At 39.7% G+C, this 19,034-nt stretch carries 19 protein-coding genes; 2 read left to right on the top strand and 17 right to left on the bottom strand.

All coding sequences use genetic code 11. The features are described from left to right. Positions 1-9 precede the first annotated feature (9 nt). The 9 genes from BN1875_RS01135 to fabT all read right to left on the bottom strand — a co-directional run bounded on the left by BN1875_RS01135 (position 10) and on the right by fabT (position 7,011). Positions 10-1,368: an acetyl-CoA carboxylase biotin carboxylase subunit gene (locus tag BN1875_RS01135; protein WP_048603042.1), complete on the bottom strand. Its 1,359-nt coding sequence runs from the start codon at positions 1,366-1,368 to the stop codon at positions 10-12. 7 nt (positions 1,369-1,375) lie between these two features. After that, a complete protein-coding gene (gene fabZ, locus BN1875_RS01140; RefSeq protein ID WP_187115910.1) occupies positions 1,376-1,795 on the bottom strand; it encodes a 3-hydroxyacyl-ACP dehydratase FabZ in 420 nt (139 codons plus the stop codon). Between the two features lie 12 nt (positions 1,796-1,807). Beyond that, complete coding sequence (gene accB / locus BN1875_RS01145; protein ID WP_048603044.1) at positions 1,808-2,287, bottom strand: acetyl-CoA carboxylase biotin carboxyl carrier protein; 480 nt, start codon at positions 2,285-2,287, stop codon at positions 1,808-1,810. Then, the gene (gene fabF, locus BN1875_RS01150) at positions 2,284-3,525 is read right to left on the bottom strand and encodes a beta-ketoacyl-ACP synthase II (protein ID WP_048603045.1); all 1,242 of its coding nucleotides are present in this window, start codon (positions 3,523-3,525) and stop codon (positions 2,284-2,286) included. The genes accB and fabF overlap by 4 nt, the downstream gene beginning before the upstream one ends. Positions 3,526-3,540: 15 nt before the next feature. After that, positions 3,541-4,278 carry a 3-oxoacyl-[acyl-carrier-protein] reductase gene (fabG, locus tag BN1875_RS01155; protein WP_048603046.1) on the bottom strand — a complete coding sequence of 246 codons (738 nt, stop codon included), beginning with the start codon at positions 4,276-4,278 and terminating at the stop codon, positions 3,541-3,543. 9 nt (positions 4,279-4,287) lie between these two features. Further along, the gene (gene fabD / locus BN1875_RS01160; protein WP_048603047.1) at positions 4,288-5,208 is read right to left on the bottom strand and encodes an ACP S-malonyltransferase; all 921 of its coding nucleotides are present in this window, start codon (positions 5,206-5,208) and stop codon (positions 4,288-4,290) included. A 115-nt stretch (positions 5,209-5,323) separates the two neighbouring features. Continuing rightward, entirely contained in the window at positions 5,324-5,548 is a 225-nt protein-coding gene (locus tag BN1875_RS01165) for an acyl carrier protein (RefSeq protein ID WP_048603048.1), read from the bottom strand. A 54-nt stretch (positions 5,549-5,602) separates the two neighbouring features. Then, the gene (locus tag BN1875_RS01170; RefSeq protein WP_048603049.1) at positions 5,603-6,574 is read right to left on the bottom strand and encodes a beta-ketoacyl-ACP synthase III; all 972 of its coding nucleotides are present in this window, start codon (positions 6,572-6,574) and stop codon (positions 5,603-5,605) included. After that, a complete protein-coding gene (fabT, locus tag BN1875_RS01175) occupies positions 6,571-7,011 on the bottom strand; it encodes a fatty acid biosynthesis transcriptional regulator FabT (protein ID WP_048603050.1) in 441 nt (146 codons plus the stop codon). The genes BN1875_RS01170 and fabT overlap by 4 nt, the downstream gene beginning before the upstream one ends. A gap of 261 nt (positions 7,012-7,272) precedes the next feature. On the opposite strand from fabT, the gene BN1875_RS01180 reads away from it, so the two are divergent. Next, a complete protein-coding gene (locus BN1875_RS01180) occupies positions 7,273-8,193 on the top strand; it encodes a GIY-YIG nuclease family protein (RefSeq protein WP_069959615.1) in 921 nt (306 codons plus the stop codon). A gap of 89 nt (positions 8,194-8,282) precedes the next feature. Here the strand turns inward: BN1875_RS01180 and BN1875_RS01185 are convergent, their stop codons facing one another. The 7 genes from BN1875_RS01185 to BN1875_RS01220 all read right to left on the bottom strand — a co-directional run bounded on the left by BN1875_RS01185 (position 8,283) and on the right by BN1875_RS01220 (position 14,649). Beyond that, entirely contained in the window at positions 8,283-8,513 is a 231-nt protein-coding gene (locus BN1875_RS01185) for a YkuJ family protein (RefSeq protein ID WP_048603052.1), read from the bottom strand. A gap of 97 nt (positions 8,514-8,610) precedes the next feature. Further along, positions 8,611-9,474 (bottom strand): NAD(P)-dependent oxidoreductase, encoded by an 864-nt coding sequence (locus BN1875_RS01190; protein WP_048603053.1) that lies wholly within the window; start codon positions 9,472-9,474, stop codon positions 8,611-8,613. Positions 9,475-9,546: 72 nt separating this feature from the next. Then, positions 9,547-10,779 carry a glycosyltransferase family 4 protein gene (locus tag BN1875_RS01195; protein ID WP_048603054.1) on the bottom strand — a complete coding sequence of 411 codons (1,233 nt, stop codon included), beginning with the start codon at positions 10,777-10,779 and terminating at the stop codon, positions 9,547-9,549. Between the two features lie 15 nt (positions 10,780-10,794). Next, positions 10,795-11,814, bottom strand: a complete 1,020-nt coding sequence (locus BN1875_RS01200; protein WP_048603055.1) for an LTA glycolipid anchor biosynthesis glycosyltransferase, IagA/BgsA family — start codon at positions 11,812-11,814, stop codon at positions 10,795-10,797. A gap of 484 nt (positions 11,815-12,298) precedes the next feature. Then, positions 12,299-14,026, bottom strand: coding sequence for a phosphoenolpyruvate--protein phosphotransferase (gene ptsP, locus BN1875_RS01210; RefSeq protein ID WP_048603057.1), 1,728 nt, complete (start codon positions 14,024-14,026; stop codon positions 12,299-12,301). Beyond that, a complete protein-coding gene (locus tag BN1875_RS01215) occupies positions 14,026-14,292 on the bottom strand; it encodes a phosphocarrier protein HPr (protein ID WP_048603058.1) in 267 nt (88 codons plus the stop codon). The genes ptsP and BN1875_RS01215 overlap by 1 nt, the downstream gene beginning before the upstream one ends. A 165-nt stretch (positions 14,293-14,457) precedes the next feature. Beyond that, positions 14,458-14,649, bottom strand: a complete 192-nt coding sequence (locus BN1875_RS01220; protein ID WP_048603059.1) for a hypothetical protein — start codon at positions 14,647-14,649, stop codon at positions 14,458-14,460. Positions 14,650-14,893: 244 nt separating this feature from the next. Here BN1875_RS01220 and BN1875_RS01225 point away from each other — a divergent pair, with 244 nt between their 5' ends. Then, complete coding sequence (locus BN1875_RS01225; protein WP_171000837.1) at positions 14,894-17,131, top strand: ATP-dependent Clp protease ATP-binding subunit; 2,238 nt, start codon at positions 14,894-14,896, stop codon at positions 17,129-17,131. Here the strand turns inward: BN1875_RS01225 and BN1875_RS01230 are convergent. Then, the gene (locus BN1875_RS01230; protein WP_147570557.1) at positions 17,106-18,815 is read right to left on the bottom strand and encodes an IS1182 family transposase; all 1,710 of its coding nucleotides are present in this window, start codon (positions 18,813-18,815) and stop codon (positions 17,106-17,108) included. The two genes, BN1875_RS01225 and BN1875_RS01230, sit on opposite strands and share 26 nt — an antisense overlap. Positions 18,816-19,034 lie beyond the last annotated feature (219 nt).

A 19,034-nucleotide genomic window follows, 5' to 3' on the forward strand; every position in this document is an offset into this window, starting at 1 on the left:
TTCACCCTCCTATTGTTCCCAATTCGGTAAAAAGATTTCTTGTAAAAAGGCGGTGTCGTAATCTCCTGCAACAACTTGTGGATGACTAATCAAATCCATTTGAAATTCTGAATTTGTCAATACACCATCTGTCACTAGCTCTCCTAGTGCACGTTGCATTTTCATCAATGCTTCAAAACGGGTATCTCCATGAACGATTACTTTTGCAATCATGGAATCATAATAAGGAGGAATTGTGTACCCAGAGTACATACCGCTATCCACCCGCACACCTAATCCACCACTGGGTAAGAAAAGATTGGTGATCTTCCCTGGCGAAGGAGCAAAATGAAAGGCTGGATTTTCTGCATTGATTCGACATTCAATTGCATGTCCCTTCAACTTAATATCCGTTTGCTGAATATCCAAAGGTTCATTTGCTGCAATCTGAATTTGTTTTTTTACAAGATCAATTCCAGTGACCATCTCAGTGATTGGATGTTCCACTTGAATTCGGGTATTCATTTCCATAAAATAAAACGAGCCAGCTTGATCCATTAAAAATTCAATTGTGCCGGCATTTTGGTAACCGACTGCTCTTGCCGCTCGCAGGGCAGCTTCACCAAGTTCTTGGCGTTTTTCTTCTGAAATCACCACCGATGGAGATTCTTCCATCACTTTTTGGTTGTTTCGCTGTAAAGAACAGTCTCTTTCTCCCAGATGGATAATATGACCAAATGCGTCACCTAAAATTTGTACTTCAATATGACGAGCAGGATAAACGATTTTTTCCAAATACATGGCGTCATTTCCAAAGGCTGCTTTTGCTTCCTGCTGGGCAGAAGAAAAATGCTGTGGCAGTTCATCTTTTGAAGCAACTTTTCGAATTCCTTTTCCGCCACCGCCAGCTGCAGCTTTCAGCATCACAGGATACCCGATGCGTTCGGCTACGGCTAATGCTTCTTCAACATCAACCACTTCTCCATCGCTACCAGGAATGACGGGAACTTCTGCTTGGATCATTAATTGACGGGCATTGATTTTATTGCCCATTGCTTCAATCGTTTCACTTTTAGGACCGATAAACGTAACATTGATTTCTTCGCACATGGCAGCAAAGCGGCTATTTTCTGATAAAAAACCAAACCCCGGATGAATGGCTTCTGCCTTTGTCACCACTGCAGCACTTAGAATCTGCTGCACGTTTAAATAAGAATCTGCTGCTTTTGCCGGTCCGATACAAATCGCCTCATCTGCCATTTCCGTATGCAGAGCTTCCCGGTCTGCTTCTGAATAAACCGCAACAGTGGCAATTCCTAGTTCACGACAGGCGCGAATGATTCGTACAGCGATTTCTCCACGATTTGCAATCAATACTTTTGAAAACATAACTCACCTATCCAATCATAAACGTCAGTTCCGCCTCAGCAACTTTTTTTCCATCAACATATGCGATCCCTTTGCCGATTCCAGCAGAAGATTTCACTTTCAATAATTCTACTTCCAACAGCAGGGTATCTCCCGGCGTTACTTTTTTTCTAAATTTTGCTTTATCAATTCCACCGAAATAAGCAGTTTTCCCTTGAAATTCTTCAAGAGAAAGCAACGCAACTGCACCAGCTTGCGCCATTGCTTCTAGAATCAGTACGCCCGGCATTACCGGTTCGTGAGGAAAGTGTCCTTGAAAGAAAGGTTCATTGACGGATACATTTTTCTTTGCGATGATTTTTTTGCCAATTTCCATTTCCTCTACGCGATCCAGCAATAGAAACGGATAACGATGGGGAATGATTTTTTTGATTTCTTCTACAGTCATTAATGACATTTTTTAGCCTTCTTTCACCACAAACAACGGTTGATTGTATTCCACTGTCTGTTCATTCTCAACGAGTATCGCGGTAATTTCTCCAGATACTTCACTGGTAATTTCATTCATTACTTTCATGGCTTCGATAATGCATAGAACTTCGCCTTTTTTCACCTGATCACCCAGTTTTTTAAATGCCGGTTTTTCTGGTGTTGGTTGCAGATAGACCACACCTACTAACGGTGACACGATTGATGTTCCCTCAGCTTTTGCCTCTTCGGTCACAATTGTTTCGGTAGTTTCTTCATGAGTAGATGTTGTCTGAAGTTGTGTGCCTCCAATTGCTGGTGTTTCCGCAGCTGGCGTTGCATAGAGCCGTTCTTTTCCAGATGACGTATTTTTATTAAAATAAAGTTCAAAATTGCCTTCTTTTAAATCAAATTCTGTTAAAGAGGATTGATCGAACTGATCTAATAACCCTTTGATTTCTTGAATATTCATTCGTCAGCCTCCCAACGTTTCAAACAAATAACTGCATTATGACCACCAAAGCCTAACGAATTACTTAAAGCATAGGTCACATCTGCTGGTTGACTTTGATTTTTTACAACGTTTAAATCAATTTCGGGATCTTGCTGAGAAACATTGATTGTTGGTGGAATAAATTGATGTTCCAAAGCAAGCAGACTTGCAATAGCTTCAATTCCTCCAGCGGCTCCCAACAAATGACCGGTCATCGATTTTGTACTGCTGACATAAGTTTGACGGTAGGTTTCACCTAGTCCATATTGAATCGCTTTTGCTTCAGCAACATCATTTGCCGGTGTGCTTGTTCCATGAGCATTTACATAGTCAACATCTGCTCCGGTGATTCCTGCTTCTGCCATTGCCAACTGAATCGCTTTACCTGCTCCCGAACCATCAGGATTTGGCGCTGTCATATGATATGCATCACAATTTGCTCCATACCCAACAATCTCGGCTAGTATGTTGGCTCCTCGTTGTTTGGCATGCTCGTAAGATTCTAACACCATGACTCCTGCACCTTCCCCCATGACAAAACCGCTGCGATTCGTATCAAAAGGAACTGAGGCCTTTGAAGGATCCGTTTCTTTTGTCAAAGCTGTCAAGGAAGCAAAACCGGCAATACCGATTTGATTGATGGATGCTTCTGCTCCTCCAGCCAGTATGACATCCGCATAGCCATGTTTAATGTTGCGGAAAGCTTCACCAATCGAATGAGTTCCTGAAGCACAAGCGGTTACGATGCTCGTACAAATTCCTTTTGCCCCCACTCGCAAAGCGATGTTTCCAGCCACCATATTGACGATTGACATAGGAACAAACATTGGTGATACTCGTTGTGAGCCTTTTTCAGACATTCGAATCACTTGATCTTGGATTGTTTGTAAACCACCGATTCCCGATCCTACGATGACACCAAAACGATCCGCATCAACATCTTCTTTGGTGAAATCTGCCATTGTCATTGCTTCTAAAGCTGCATACACACCGTATACGGAAAACATATCCATTCGTTTTGCATCTTTTTTTATAAAATATTTATCAAAAGGAAATTCCTTCACTTCTGCTGCTAAGCGAATACCCGTATCTGTTGCATCAAAGTGGGTGATTTCCCCAATACCGTTTTTTCCTTCTTTTAGACTTGTTAAAAAGGTCTCTGGATCGTTGCCGATAGGTGAAGCAACACCATATCCTGTGATTACTACTCGATTCATTCGTTTCTCCTCCTGTTAACCGTGCATGACTAGTCCGCCATCAACATTGATGACCTGTCCGGTAATATATGGGCTTCGGGCTAAGAAAAGTGCCGTGTTTGCCACATCCTCGACACCGCCGAATTTTTGTAACGGAATATTTTCTGCAACCTGCTCTTTTACTTTAGCAGAAAGAACCTCTGTCATATCCGTAGCAATGAACCCGGGAGCTATCGCGTTGCAGGTAATCCCTCTAGCTGCCGCCTCTCTGGCAACTGATTTGGTAAATCCAACGACGCCGGCTTTGCTTGCCGCATAATTTGCCTGCCCTAGATTTCCAATCAAGCCCGAAACAGAAGCCATATTAATGATTCTTCCTTCTCGTTGCTTCATCATCTTTTTGATGACATGTTGTGTCATATTGAAAGTTCCCGTCAGATTAATACGGATGACCTTTTCAAAATCCTCTGCTGTCATACGCATCACCAGCTTATCATTAGTGATACCAGCGTTATTGATCAAGATATGGATCGGTCCTAGCGCTTCAATCGCATTGTCGATCATTTCACCGGCAGTATCAAAATCAGCAATGTCTCCCGATACACCGATACAACGAACGCCGTATGCTTCGATTTCTTGAATCAACTCGGATGAAATATCTCCCCGTCCATTTAAAATAATGTTCCCACCTGCTTGTGCGAAAGCTTTCGCAATACCTAAGCCAATGCCGCGGGTACTACCGGTCACAAATATATTTTTTCCCTGTATATCCATTACTTCCTCCTAGTCCAACTGCGCAATCGTTGCTGCCAAGGTTTCACTATCCTCAACTCGCAATAGATTGATCGAAGGATCGATTTTTTTAATAAATCCAGTCAGTACTTTTCCCGGACCGATTTCTACTGTTTGGGTAATTCCTATTTGCTTCAATGTCTCAATACTTTCATAAAAACGAACAGATGACATAACCTGCTGTTCCAATAACGACTTAATTTCTTCTTGTTTCATCACTTTTGCCGTTGTGTTACTAATTACTGGAATCTGCATCGCAGAAAAACGAATTTTTTCCAGCTCTTTTTTTAACTCATCAGCTGCCGGCTTCAGCAAGGGGGTATGAAATGGACCACTGACGTTTAACGGAATCATCCGCTTAACTCCGGCTTCTTTTAGAAAATTTACAGCAGCGTCAACAGCTTCTACTTCTCCACCGATAACAATTTGCTGCGGTGTATTATAGTTTGCCGGTACAACAATTCCTACATTTGCTGCTTGTTGGCAACTTGCCTCAATCGTTTCAATTGGCGTATTCAAAACTGCCACCATTTTTCCTGTTCCTTTAGGTGCCGCTTTTGTCATGAACTTGCCTCGTTTTGCGACAAGGTCAACCGCTATTTCGAAATCCAGTGCGCCACTGGCAACTAGAGCGGAATATTCTCCAAGACTCAAACCGGCTACAGCATCTGCTTGGAATCCTTTTTCATTTAAGATCCGCCAAAAAGCAATGCTAACCGTCAAAATGGCCGGCTGTGTGTATTCTGTCTGGTGGATTCGATCACTTTCAAAACATAATTCAGCCATGTCATAGCCTAAAACCTCACTCGCTTGTGAGAAAGTCTGCCGAACGATTTTTTCTTGTTGATAAAGCTCTTTACCCATCCCTGGATATTGTGCTCCTTGCCCACTAAATAAAAAAGCTGTTTGCATATTCTTCTCCTTTAGCTACCTTTACGAAAATCAACGAACTGATTTCCTTATAATAGGAAGAAAGACTTCTTCCCATTATAAGAAAAGCTAGGCTATGGGCCTAGCCAGTCTCACCTTACGCTTGTTGTTTCTCTACGTATTTCACTAAATCTTCTACGGTTGTGATGCCTTCTTCTGTTTCAATTTTTACATCAAATTCATCTTCGATTTCGTTGATGATTTGGAACAAATCCAAGCTGTCTGCTTCTAAATCTTCTTGGATGTTGGTGTTCAATTTGATTTCTGCTGTTTCTTTCCCTAGTTCTTCTGCTACGATTTCTTGAATTTTTTCAAATATCATGTGTATAGTTCCTCCAATAATTAATTATTCGTCATTTTTATTGTAAACAGGTCTCTAAAGCTTTAGAAGGATGGCTCCGTATGTCAGACCGCCACCAAAACCTGAAAACACCACTGTTTGTTTACTACCTATAATCAAAGTGCCATTTGTCACAGCTTCATCCAACAATAAAGGAATACTTGCTGCTGAAGTGTTGCCGTATTTTTCCATATTTTGCAAAAATTTTTCACGAGGTTGTTTTAGTTTTCTGGCAACCTTGTCTAAAATTCGGGCATTCGCTTGATGGAGCAAGAAATAATCAATCTCTCTTTCTCCAATCACGTCTGCAATTTGTGCCACAACGGTCCGAGTTGCAAAATCAAAGATTTCTCTGCCAATCATTGTAAGATAAGGCGAAGAAGCTTTTTTTTCTGAATAAGGACTTTCGTTAGCTACAAAACCTGAAGTCAGGCAATCGGCTTTTTGACCATCTGCTTGTAATTTTTCCTGCAAAATCCTTGGTTGCTCTGTTGCTTCCAATAAGATTCCGGCAGCAGCGTCACCAAATAGCACCGCTGTTGATCGATCCTGCCAATCTAAAACTTTTGATAAAACCTCGCCCCCGATTACCAGTCCTTTTTTTCCACCGGTGCGAATCAATTTTTCTGCCATTGCCATCGCATAAACGAAACCAGAACAAGCGGCACTGATATCAAAAGCAAAGGCATTGACGGCTTGAATATTTCCTTGAACCTGACAGGCAACAGATGGTGTAGCAAAATCTGGAGTCATGGTAGCAACTAAAATAAAATCAAGCTCTTCCGGCAAGCAATCGGCTTTTCTTAAAATTCTTTTTGCTACCTCGGTACAAAGATCTGACGTATTTTCTGTAGTGACTACATGTCGCTCTTTGATACCAGTTCGGGAAAAAATCCATTCATCCGATGTATCCATGATTTCTGAAAGCTGCTGGTTGGAAATGATTTTTTCTGGAACATAGCTTGCGGTGGCAGTAATTTTTCCGTAACACTTCTTTACCTCGCTCATTTGTATTCCTGCAAGAAATCATGCAGATTTTTTAGCGCTTTTAAAAGTGCTGCTTCTTCCTCACTACTCATATCCTGCAATACTCCTTTGATCATTTGTCGATGAAAATACTGATGAACCCGAAAAAGCAGCTTTCCTTTTTTCGTTAGTCCCAGCTTTACCACTCGGCGATCATCTTCACTGCGAATCCGATCAACGTATCCTTTTTTTACCAAACGATTAATTGCTGTCGTCAGCGTTCCCACAGTAATGGATAATTCCTTGGCTACTTCCGAGGTCGTTTTCTTCTTATACATTCCAATTGCTTCGATCGTGTGCATCTCCGTAATGGATAAATCATTAAATTGTGATTTTTGTAATTCTGATTCTTCGATCGTAAGAATATCATTGAAGACACTTACTAAATAATCGTTGACTGTTTCTAAATTAGGTTCCACGGTTTCACCATCCAAAATACTTTGATTATCAAATCATTTGACTATCAAAATATATTATATGTTTTTACAAATTGCAAGTCCTTTTTAGAATTTTTTGCAATCTCACATTAATTTTCAAGAATAATCATGGATTTTTAATTGAAAAAATTTTTGTTTCCTCAATCGTTTCCTAGAAAATTAGTTTGATATTCAAAACATTATTCGTAAAAAAAAGACGGAGCTTTCCTTGTTCTTTTTCCTTTTTTCTGTTATCTTCTTCCTATGAAAAATCTAAAACAACAAGCAGCGGCATTGCCGACAACGCCGGGAATTTATTTGATGAAAGATCAGCACGGCGGAATCATTTATGTTGGAAAAGCAAAAAATCTAAAAAAACGGGTACAGTCCTATTTTCGACACAACCCAAATCATTCCAATAAGGTTTTGCGGATGATTTATAATATTGCTTCTTTTGAAACGATTGATGTAGCGACTGAGCTTGATGCACTGTTATTGGAATGTCGATACATCCAACAATACCATCCTCTCTATAATCGCCAAATGAACTTTTATCAAAATTATCTTTATGTTGGAATTGTCGGTCATGAGATCCTTCTTTCAACAGAGTATCAGCCGAATTTTTTGGGACCATTCCGCCAATACAAACATCTGCCGGATATCCTCGTCAGCTTGAACGATACTTTTCTGTTGCCAAAAACTAATCCCCTCACTCGTTTGGCGGTAGAAAAACAAATTCCTCAAATCACTGACACTCCATTGAGCGAACGGCTAACAGAGGTGAAACATTTTTTTACTGGCGAACCAACGAGTTACTTTCATCTGCTTCACCAGCGAATGCTGCATGCCAGTGAACATCTGAATTTTGAACAGGCGCAACGATTGCAGGAGGAAGCCAATCAGAGCCAACGTTTTTATGACTCTTTGCTACGGAGAAATCAATTTTTAAAGCAACCACAAATTGAATTTTCCTTGCCGATTGCTGCGGAAAAAAGAAAATATTATCAAATCTCTTATGGTCGAATCGATCAAGCAATCATTGCAACTGAACCACCAACGTTTCCGCCAATTACTAAAGAGAAGAAACAATTAGAAAAATCCGAAGTCGATCCCACCGATATTTTGATCAGCTATTATCGCCGCTTTATCGAACCTCACAACCAAGCGATCCTAATTGATGAATAAAAAAAACCGACATTTTCAGCGCCAAACAGGTATCTGTTGGATTCTGAAAATCTCGGTTTTTCTAGTTGAATAAATGCAGATTGGTGACACTATTGAATCAGGTCGTAAATCTCCATTGCAACGATATCAATGTTATCAAATTGATAGCTTTGATGTGTATCTGCCTCAGTCAATTCAAAGGTTTCTGTTGCTTTATCGTATGTCACTGTACACTTCTCAACGCCTTCTTTTTCAAAACGGCGCACTTGTACCTCATTGTCGGTTGCTTCTGTCATCGCTTCAAGGCGTTTGATGATGGCAACTAATTGTGAACTTTTCATCCGAAAGCCTCCCTTTCTCCATTTCTGTTACATTGTATCAAAACAGACCTATGCTTGCATTGTTTTTTGGAAAAAAAACATGATTTTTTTAAATTTTCTAATCGTTCCACCATAGTTTAATCAGCGCTTGGGTTCCGTCATTTTCAAAGCCCTTGTCTGCAAGCTCTTCATAGAGTTTCGTTGCCAATTTGGTACTTGGCAGTTCCAACTTCATTTTCTTCGCCTCATCCAATGCAATTTTTAAATCTTTGATAAAATGTTTAACAAAAAATCCGGGAGAATAATCTGCTTTTAAAATGCGAGGACCATAATTGCTCATAGACCAATTGGCTGCACTGCCGCCGGCTAAAGTATCGATGACTTTAGGTAAATCCAGACCGGCATTTTTCGCATAAACCAACATTTCTGTCATTCCTGTCATAGTACCGGCAATCATGATTTGATTTGCCATTTTAGTGTGCTGTCCTTTACCGGGACCTCCATGCAGACTATAGGTTTTTCCGATTACTTCAAAAAGAGGCAATACTTTTTCAAACGTTTCCGAGCTACCCCCTACCATAATTGTCAACGTCGCATTTTTAGCGCCCAGATCTCCACCCGAAACTGGCGCATCCAAGCTTTCTGCTCCGTTTTCAATTGCGGTCTTTGCAATTCTTTCTGCTAAAGTCGGAGTGCTGGTAGTAAGATCCACCAGAACTTTTCCCGCAACATCTGTTTGAAAAATACCTTTTTCACCATAATAAATTTCTTCCACATCTTTTGGATAACCTACCATGGAAAAAACAAAGTCGCTTGCTGCTGCAATTTCTTTCGGTGTATCTTTCCATACTGCACCTTTTGCAACCAAATCATCCGTCTTGCTTTTTGTTCGATTAAATACTGCTAATTCATGGCCGGCTGCCAGCAAATGTTCAACGATCGCATGCCCCATGACGCCCGTTCCAATAAAACCAATCTTCATATCCATTCCTCCAATCAAAAAAATTCACACTCTTAGTATACGCTAAAAGTGTGAAGATGTGTCGCAGAATGTTTACATCGATGACTTTCTAAAAGCACGAAGTTTAACCTTGATTTTTTGGATTGAAGGCTCCGTTTCCTTCTCCAATTCACGGGAATGATAATAGGCAATCATGTCGTTATAAAAATCAAGCATCGATTCACCAAAATGAGTAGCCGAAATTTCGTAAAGTTTTGTTTCCAGCACTTGATCGTTGCCGGGAATTTTTTGATTGATATAATCAATCAAAGAATCCGCAAAGTCTTCCTCTGAAACAAAGGTCATACCCAGCGAAGGATCATCGATCAGATTGTTCAAATAATCGTTACCTTCCACGACAAGAGGCGTTCCCGCTGCCATTGCCTCTGTATAGGTCAGACCCTGTGTTTCCGACGTAGATGTGCTGACAAAGTAATCTGCCGCATGATAAAACAAGGCAGTTTCCTCATTCGGTACTTCTCCGGTAAATTGAACCACTTCACTTAATCCCAATGTTTCAACCAATTCCCGTAATTTTTCTAAATAAGGACCTTTCCCAACTACAACTAAACGGGCTTGCGGTAACTGACGAATGACTTCTGGAAAGCCATGAATAATAGCTTGAATATTTTTTTCATAAGAAATTCGGCTTAAAGATAAAATCATCAGTTGGTCTTGAGTAATTCCCAAATGTTCTCGGACAGTTTTCCGCATGTCTTCCGTAATATCAGGACGTTCAAATTTTTCAATTTCAATGCCGGTGGGAATCACCCGCATTGGCGAGGTCACACCATATGAACGCAACGTATCAATCACCCGTTCACTTGGGCAGACGACACCTGTTGTGTGGTTGGCAAAAATCCGAGAGAAATATTTTACATGGGAAGGGCGCAATACTTTGCCTTTTGCTACATAATGCAAATAATCTTCGTACATGGTGTGGTAGGTATGGATCACAGGAATCTTCAATTTTTTTCCAACCATTTTTCCCAACATTCCTGCACCAAATTCTGTGTGGGTATGAATCAAGTCCAGTTCTAATTCCTTAGCGATAAGATAGGCATACCACATGCCACGAACAACGATTCGTCGATCCTTGAACGAAACAAACGGTACACTTGGCATTCGGATAATATCTTCTTCCATTTCCTTCGCATTCGGGTCAGTTGTTGTAAAAATATATACTTCATGCCCTTTATGCTCCAGTTCATCCTTCAATGTTTTGATCGATGTCGCAACACCACTGACCTGCGGAAAATAGGTATCCGTAAAAAATCCAATTTTCACTTTACTTCCTCCAAACTACATAACAGTTTCATTTTCCAAAACCTGTTCATAAACAGCTTTCAATTCCTCACCGATTTTTCGAATACTCTTACCTTTAGCTGTTTCATACCCTGCCAAAGAAAGATCCGGTACTTTCTGTTCAACGATTTCTTCAATTCGATTAGCAAATTCCTGATTATCTTTTGCCATGTAACAGTTTTGTTCATTTTGCAGCCAGCCTTTGTAGACGGGAATATCCCGAACTAAAACCTTCTGCTTACTTGCCAGTGCTTCTAAAACCACGATACCTTCCGTTTCTTCATAGGAAGGAAAGAAAAAGAGATCTGCACCAGAATATGCGCCTTGGATAATCTCTCCCTGAATATAACCAGGGAAAAGAACGTTATCAGGATGATCTTCCTTTACGATATTTCGAATATTTTTCGGAATCGTGTACATTGGCACATGACCAAACCAGATGAAAAGGTACTCAGGAAATTGTTTGGCTAACTCGACAAAATCAACGATTCCTTTTCGCTCAAAGAACAAGCCCACTGAAATAATAACTTTTTGCTCTGGTGATAAATGAAAATATTCGCGGAATTTTTGTTCTTTCTCTGGATCAGGTGCATATTTTTCTAAATCAATACCGTTTGAAATCGCAGCAATTGGCACGGTCAACCCGTATCCTTCCAGTAATTCTTTGGAATAGGGTGTTGGTGTAATCAATTGATCGGCTTTTGAATATAAGCTGACTAAATATTTTTTATAAATAGGTGATACTTGATTGGAACCGATGAAAGAGTTTCGAAAATCCTCTTCGGTTGAATGGGCATGGTAAATAACTTTTTTACCTGCACGACGAGCTTTGCTTACCATATTATAACTATTGACACCGTATGTGTTGATGTGCAAAATATCATAATCTTCATCATGAGGGTCACAGGTATATTCCACCCCAACCTCACTTAATGCTCGCTTTTGGTGGGATAATGCTCGACCAATCCCTGATTTTTCAAGCATCTTTTCTCCTTCGAAATAAAGTAATACCTTCAAAGAGAATATCCTCCTTGTTCTTTTTCTGGTTGAAATTTTTTTCAAAATTTCTTCCGATTTTCACGCCGTATATCATTCCACTAGGATTCTTGAAATAAGTGGAACTGACATCCTTGTTCTTTTTCTGGTTGAAATTTTTTTCAAAATTTCTTCCGATTTTCACACCGTATATCATTCCACTAGGATTCTTGAAATAAGTGGAATTGACATCCTTGTTCTTTTTCCGATTGACATTTTTTTCAAAATTTCAACCAGTCGTCATGTCATACCAGCATTTCATTGAAATACTGAAAACGGTAAAAACAAGCTTTTCCATCTGGCGTTACAAACATTATAGCACAGCAAGGGCAAATGTATCTCCAACTATAGACCTAGATTTGCTGGAAAACACCTTACAAATTTGATAGATTGGGTGCCCTTTAAAAAAACAAAAAGAAGAGCAACTTTGCGAATTTACAAAGTGCTCTTCCTCTTTTTGAAAAATCTATTTTACGTATTGTTCAACTAAAGCAACAACTTCTTCAAGTGTGTCACATTCTTTCAACGCACGATCAGCAAGCTCTTGCATATCAGTAGTTGTCAAACGTTTCATCAAGCTACGAGTCTTCAAGACTGAAGTCGCACTCATTGAAAATTCATCTAAGCCCATTCCTACTAACAATGGTACCGCTGTTTGATCTCCTGCCATTTCGCCACACATTCCAGCCCATTTACCTTCTGCATGTGCTGCATCAATTACATTTTTGATTAAACGTAAAATTGAAGGATTATAAGGTTGGTATAGGTACGAAACGCGTTCGTTCATCCGGTCAGCCGCCATTGTGTATTGAATCAAATCATTGGTTCCAATACTGAAGAAATCAACTTCTTTTGCGAATTTATCTGCTAAAACAGCAGCCGCAGGAATTTCGATCATAATCCCAACTTGGATCGTATCCGAAACAGTTACACCTTCGCTAATCAATTTTTGACGTTCTTCATTGTAGATTTTTTTCGCAGCGCGGAACTCTTTCAATGTTGCCACCATTGGGAACATAATCCGTAAATTGCCGTGCGCAGAAGCACGCAACAACGCACGCATTTGTGTACGGAACATATCGTCTCCTAAGTCGGATAAACTGATACGCAACGCACGATAACCCAAGAATGGATTCATTTCATGAGGCAATTGCAGATAAGGAAGCTCCTTATCCCCACCGATATCCATCGTACGAACAACAACAGGTTTGTCTCCCATGCCTTCCAATACAGCTTTATACGCTTTGTATTGGTCGTCTTCAGTAGGAAAATCAGCAGAATCCATGTATAAGAATTCTGTACGATACAAACCGATTGCTTCTGCGCCGTTATTACGTACGCCTTCTAAATCTTTTGGCGTACCAATATTAGCAGCTAATTCAAAATGTTTGCCATCAGCAGTGATTGTTTTTGAATTTTTTAGTTTTTCCCATTCTGCTTTTTGAGCAGCATAGTCTTCACCAATTTTAATAAATTCTGCTTTTTGATCTTCAGTAGGGTCAATGATAACGTCCCCTTCGATCCCATTCACAGCTAAAATATCGCCAGCTTTGACTTTGGCAGTAATTTCTTTTGTTCCCACGATTGCAGGAATTTCTAAAGAACGAGCCATAATCGCAGAGTGCGAAGTACGTCCGCCGATATCCGTTACGAATGCTTTAACAAAGTTACGGTCTAATTGTGCCGTATCACTTGGAGTCAAGTCATGCGCCACGACAACAACTTGTTCGTTGATCATTGAAGGATTTGGTAGAGAAACTCCTAACAAATTCGCCAAGATCCGTTTTGCAACGTCACGAATATCTGCTGCGCGTTCTTGCATGTAAGCATTGTCATCCATCGCTTCGAACATACCGATATACATGTCGGTAACATCTTTCAATGCTGATTCAGCATTGACTTTGTTATCTTTCACGTTTTGCTTGATTTGACCAACCATTTCTGGATCACTAAGAACCATCAAATGGGCATCAAATACTTGCGCTTCTTCTTCACCGAGACTTTGCGCTGCTTTTTCCCGAATTTGAGTCAATTCATCGGTAGACTTTGCCAAAGCGTCGTCTAATCGTTTTTCCTCAGCGTCAGTATCTTCTACTGAAACTTTATTGAAGGATAAATCCGGTTGAACTAGCAGGTAAGCTTTTGCAACGGCAACTCCGTCACTTGCGGCGATCCCTTTTAGCATTTCAACCATTATTCAGATAATCCTTCTTTCTTCATTGTGTCAACGATTGCTGCCATTGCGTCAGCTTCGTCAGCACCTTCAGCAGTGATGGTAACGTCTGATCCTTGGCCAACGCCTAAAGACATAACGCCCATGATTGATTTTAGGTTCACTGATTTGCCTTTGTATTCAAGGTTGATATCAGAGTTGAATTTGCTAGCTGTTTGAACTAATAAGGTAGCTGGACGTGCGTGGATTCCAGTTTCTGCTACTACATGAAAGTCTTTCTTTTCCATAATTGATTGATCTCCTTTATTAAACAAAGTTTTTTGTTAGGGTTTTTTCTGCTTTCTACAACGTAAAAAAGACATCTAAAAAATTCCCTTTCAATTGTAAAGATTACCATTTTTTTGCCAATCTTACAACCGTTTTCTACCAATTTACATTGTTTATTCATTGGTCTAGCCTTGATTTTTCTGATAACGGTAAATAATCCTGCCATTTAAGCCGGCTTCCCCGACAAAAGCGGTACGGTCTTCGCATTTTAACCATGCTTCTCGAAAAATTAAAAATTCTGCTTGCTCAACGATAATTTCTGAAAGGTCGCCGCTGCGAAGCTGCTGCAACTGGCCTTCATATGGATTTTCAACCATTGACGCACCTCCTCACCTGTCACTATTTATATAGTATACTTGTTTTTCATTTTTCGACAATTGTCAAAGAGCAAATAGTTGCATCTTAAGCAAAACTTGGTATAATAAAAACCAAAGGTCAAAGATGGTCAGTGAAAGTATTTCCATTTTTTGATCTTCTATTGAGTTTATCTTTTTACGAAACGCAGGATTCGCGTTAAAATTAATTCGTAGTAAAAACGGTATGAAAGGTCGTGACTATTCTATGCTTTGTCAAAATTGCGGCAAAAATGAAGCAACGATCCATTTATACGCAAATGTAAATGGTCAGAGAAAACAGCTTGATTATTGTCAAAGCTGTTATCAAAAATTAAAAAATCAAAAAGGAAGCCAACAAAATATGATGCAACAAGATCCATTCGGGTTTGGCAGTCTTGATGATTTGTTCCGACAAATGTCTCGGCAAATGCAACAAAACGGTGCTCCCGAACAAACACCCCCCACTCAATTCGGCGGTGGCAATAACTTTAACGGTGGACAACCTCCACAAGGAAATCGGCAAGCCAATGGACTGCTGGGAGAATATGGAATCAACATTACAGAACAAGCTCGTCAAGGAGACATTGATCCAGTCGTTGGACGGGATGAAGAAATTCAACGAGTGATTGAGATCCTTAACCGCAGAACCAAAAACAATCCCGTTTTGATTGGTGAACCCGGTGTCGGTAAAACGGCAGTTGTTGAAGGTTTCGCTCAAAAGATTGTCAATGGTGATGTCCCACAAAAATTAATGGACAAAGAAGTGATTCGTTTAGATGTCGCCTCCCTTGTTCAAGGAACAGGTATCCGTGGGCAATTTGAAGAACGGGTTCAAAAATTGATTGAAGAAGTCAAACAGGCAAAAAATGTTATCCTATTTATTGATGAAGTACACGAAATCGTTGGTGCTGGTTCTGCCGGCGACGGAAATATGGATGCAGGAAATATTTTAAAACCTGCTTTAGCTCGTGGCGAATTGCAAATGGTAGGTGCTACAACGTTAAACGAATATCGAATTATTGAAAAAGATGCAGCCCTAGAACGTCGGCTTCAACCCGTTCGTGTGGAGGAACCTTCTGTAGAAGAAACCATCACAATCTTAAAAGGATTGCAACCTCGTTATGAAGACTATCACCATGTTAAATATACGGATGAAGCAATCGAAGCTGCTGCTGTTTTATCTAATCGGTATGTTCAAGATCGTTTCTTGCCGGATAAGGCCATTGACTTGTTGGATGAAACCGGCTCGAAAAAGAATTTGACGATTCAAATGATCGATCCAAAAGTTATCGAAAAGAAATTAGCCGATGCCCAAACCCAAAAACAACAAGCCTCACAAGAAGAAGATTTTGAAAAAGCCGCGTATTATCGCGACCAAATCAACAAACTTCAAAAAATGAAAGAAAAACAAATCAGTGACGAAGAAATACCAGTCATCACCGAAAAAGACATGGAACAAATCGTAGAAGCTCGAACGGGTATTCCAGTCGGTGAGCTGAAAGAAAAAGAACAAACACAATTGAAAAATTTGGCTACTGACCTAAAAGCTCATGTCATTGGACAAGAAGACGCGATCGATCGTGTGGCAAAAGCCATTCGTCGAAATCGTGTAGGACTTGGGAAACAAACTCGACCAATCGGTTCCTTCTTATTTGTCGGACCGACTGGCGTCGGAAAAACAGAATTGGCCAAACAATTGGCATATGAATTATTCGGCTCAGAAGAATCCATGATTCGTTTCGATATGTCTGAATATATGGAAAAACACAGTGTTTCTAAATTGATTGGTTCTCCTCCTGGCTATGTTGGTTATGAAGAAGCTGGACAATTGACCGAAAAAGTTCGTCGTAATCCTTACAGTTTGATTTTATTAGATGAAATCGAAAAAGCTCACCCAGATGTATTGCATATGTTCCTGCAAATTTTGGATGACGGTCGTTTGACGGATGCACAAGGTCGCACTGTCAGCTTTAAAGATACCTTGATTATTATGACAAGTAATGCCGGTACCGGAAAAGTGGAAGCCAATGTTGGCTTCGGAGCAGCCCGTGAAGGAATTACTCGATCCGTTTTAGGACAATTAAATAATTACTTCACACCAGAATTCTTGAACCGTTTCGATGGCATCGTGGAATTCAAGACACTTTCAAAAGAAGACTTGTTGACGATTGTCAATTTGATGCTTAACGATGTAAACAAAATGTTGAGTGCTCAAGGAATCCATATTGATGTACCAAAAACTGTTCAAGAAAAATTAGTTGACTTAGGTTACAATCCAGCAATGGGTGCCCGCCCTCTTCGCCGAACGATTCAAGAACAAATCGAAGATGGTGTAGCGGAATACTATTTGGATCATCCAAAAATCAAAAACTTAAAAGCAAAATTGACCAAGGATGGCAAAATCGAAGTAGTTGCTAAAAACGCTCCTAAAGAAAAAACTACGGAACCAGAAACAAAAGAATAAGTAAAAAGAGCTTGGGACATAAGTTCCAAGAATCATAAAATAGACGACCGAAAATCGTAAAAAGAATTTTCGGTCGTCTGTTTTTTAGATTATTGGAAGAAGCTTCCTTGGTTGCGGGCATGTTCAACCTATACTTCCTTAAATTGATCGCCATTAGTGCAAACCCAATCTCATTGTGTGTCTGCTGTTTTCCTCGAACAGAGAACCGAGTAAAACCTAAACAAGCCTTCAAATGTCCGAAAGCTGGTTCAACGTCAATTTTTCGTTGACGATAGATTTTACCGGTTTCTTCTTCTGAAAGTAGCTGTTGAATCGTTGCTTTAAAGTATTCCCAGTTCATGTTCTTTTGAATCTCACGATTCTTGTCACCCTTTGCTTTTGTACACTGGCTTCGAAGAGGACAATTCGAACAATCTTCACATTCATACCGTTTTAAATATCGTTTAAATCCATATTTATCTGTACGAATAGAATAATTGCGAAACCTCATTTTCCGTCCATTAGGGCAAAGAAATGTATCATCTAATTCTTGATACGACCAGTTTGCGGGAAGAAACGGGTTTTGTTTAAATTTTTTCTTTTGTTCTTTATGATACATGGCATAGGTAATGAGCGGTATCCGTTCATGGTCTTCTAAAATAGCTTGATAGTTTTCTTCTCCTCCATAACCAGCATCCGCGACAATATAGGTTGGTAGCTCAAAGAAACGCTCTTTTAAAGTAGTTAAAAAGGGGCGCAGTGTTCGTGTATCCGTTGGATTTGAGAAAAGATCATAGCCTAAAATATACTGACTGTTTGTGGCAATTTGAAGGTTGTAGCCAGCTTTCAGCTGACCATTTTTCATAGGATCATCTTTCATGCGCATAAACGTTGCGTCTAGGTCGGTTCTAGAGTAGCTATTTCGTTTTCCTAGAATCTGTCTATGTCTTTGATAGGCAAGTTTTCTTTCTTTGAAGTCACGAAATAGTTTTCTGATTTTTTTCGGGATTTTCCGTTTCGAACGTAACGATTTTCGAGTCGTTCCATCTTCTTCTTGTGTGATTTTTTCTGTAAATTTATCCACAACATGAGTGAGGTGTTCTTCAATCTGACTTAATTCAGTTGGAGATAATTCATTTGTGGACTCGCGTTCAATTTCAGGAATAATCGTATTTTTTACCAATTCATCATAAAGAAAAGCTGATTTTTCAGTAAGCTTTTTATCAAAGTTATCAATCGATTTTCTCCAAACAAAGGTGTATTTATTGGCATTTGCTTCAATCTTTGTCCCATCGATAAAAATGGCTTCTTCATCGATCAATTGTTCCTTGACCAATTGGCTACGGAACTGAACGAAGCACTCCCGAAGGAGTGTGTTCACCAAAGGATTCACACGGAACCGATTAATTGTTCGATAACTAGGTTGATAACTTTGCGTAAGCCACATCATGCGAATACTGTCTTTCGTCAATACTTCAATCTTTCGACCAGAAAACACGGATTGTGTGTAGGCACATAAAATCATCTTCATCATCATTTTTGGATGATAGGAAGAAGGTCCCATTTGATGATGAAAGGGAATGAAACGCTGTTCGGGAATACTTTCAATTAACTCATCAATAGCGAACGCAATATCATTTTTTTCTAACTGAAAACTAAAATCTAGAGGAAGAACGACTTGATTTGTGGTATAATTTTTAAACATAAGAACACCTCGCTTTTTTATTTGTTTAGTCACTTTTATTTTAGCAAAGGTGTTCTTATTTTAATACAAAAAAATAATCCAGATGCCAATCAATTTGACTGGTATCTGGATTTTTCATTAGGACTTATGTCCCAAGCTCTTTTTTTACTTAAAATCACTAGTGTTGCAAAGAAATACTAACTTGTAAAATCCTTGATTTAAAGCTATTCACGCACAAAA

Origin of the sequence: Enterococcus massiliensis, from assembly GCF_001050095.1 — a bacterium.
Taxonomy (GTDB): Bacteria; Bacillota; Bacilli; order Lactobacillales; family Enterococcaceae; genus Enterococcus_C; species Enterococcus_C songbeiensis.

Excerpts from the sequence above, each read along its gene's own strand:
- BN1875_RS01135 (WP_048603042.1), bottom strand. The coding sequence starts at position 1,368 with ATGTTTTCAAAAGTATTGATTGCAAATCGTGGAGAAATCGCTGTACGA.
- fabZ (WP_187115910.1), bottom strand. The coding sequence starts at position 1,795 with ATGACTGTAGAAGAAATCAAAAAAATCATTCCCCATCGTTATCCGTTT.
- accB (WP_048603044.1), bottom strand. The coding sequence starts at position 2,287 with ATGAATATTCAAGAAATCAAAGGGTTATTAGATCAGTTCGATCAATCC.
- fabF (WP_048603045.1), bottom strand. The coding sequence starts at position 3,525 with ATGAATCGAGTAGTAATCACAGGATATGGTGTTGCTTCACCTATCGGC.
- fabG (WP_048603046.1), bottom strand. The coding sequence starts at position 4,278 with ATGGATATACAGGGAAAAAATATATTTGTGACCGGTAGTACCCGCGGC.
- fabD (WP_048603047.1), bottom strand. The coding sequence starts at position 5,208 with ATGCAAACAGCTTTTTTATTTAGTGGGCAAGGAGCACAATATCCAGGG.
- BN1875_RS01165 (WP_048603048.1), bottom strand. The coding sequence starts at position 5,548 with ATGATATTTGAAAAAATTCAAGAAATCGTAGCAGAAGAACTAGGGAAA.
- BN1875_RS01170 (WP_048603049.1), bottom strand. The coding sequence starts at position 6,574 with ATGAGCGAGGTAAAGAAGTGTTACGGAAAAATTACTGCCACCGCAAGC.
- BN1875_RS01180 (WP_069959615.1), top strand. The coding sequence starts at position 7,273 with ATGAAAAATCTAAAACAACAAGCAGCGGCATTGCCGACAACGCCGGGA.
- BN1875_RS01185 (WP_048603052.1), bottom strand. The coding sequence starts at position 8,513 with ATGAAAAGTTCACAATTAGTTGCCATCATCAAACGCCTTGAAGCGATG.
- BN1875_RS01190 (WP_048603053.1), bottom strand. The coding sequence starts at position 9,474 with ATGAAGATTGGTTTTATTGGAACGGGCGTCATGGGGCATGCGATCGTT.
- ptsP (WP_048603057.1), bottom strand. The coding sequence starts at position 14,026 with ATGGTTGAAATGCTAAAAGGGATCGCCGCAAGTGACGGAGTTGCCGTT.
- BN1875_RS01215 (WP_048603058.1), bottom strand. The coding sequence starts at position 14,292 with ATGGAAAAGAAAGACTTTCATGTAGTAGCAGAAACTGGAATCCACGCA.
- BN1875_RS01220 (WP_048603059.1), bottom strand. The coding sequence starts at position 14,649 with ATGGTTGAAAATCCATATGAAGGCCAGTTGCAGCAGCTTCGCAGCGGC.
- BN1875_RS01225 (WP_171000837.1), top strand. The coding sequence starts at position 14,894 with ATGCTTTGTCAAAATTGCGGCAAAAATGAAGCAACGATCCATTTATAC.
- BN1875_RS01230 (WP_147570557.1), bottom strand. The coding sequence starts at position 18,815 with ATGTTTAAAAATTATACCACAAATCAAGTCGTTCTTCCTCTAGATTTT.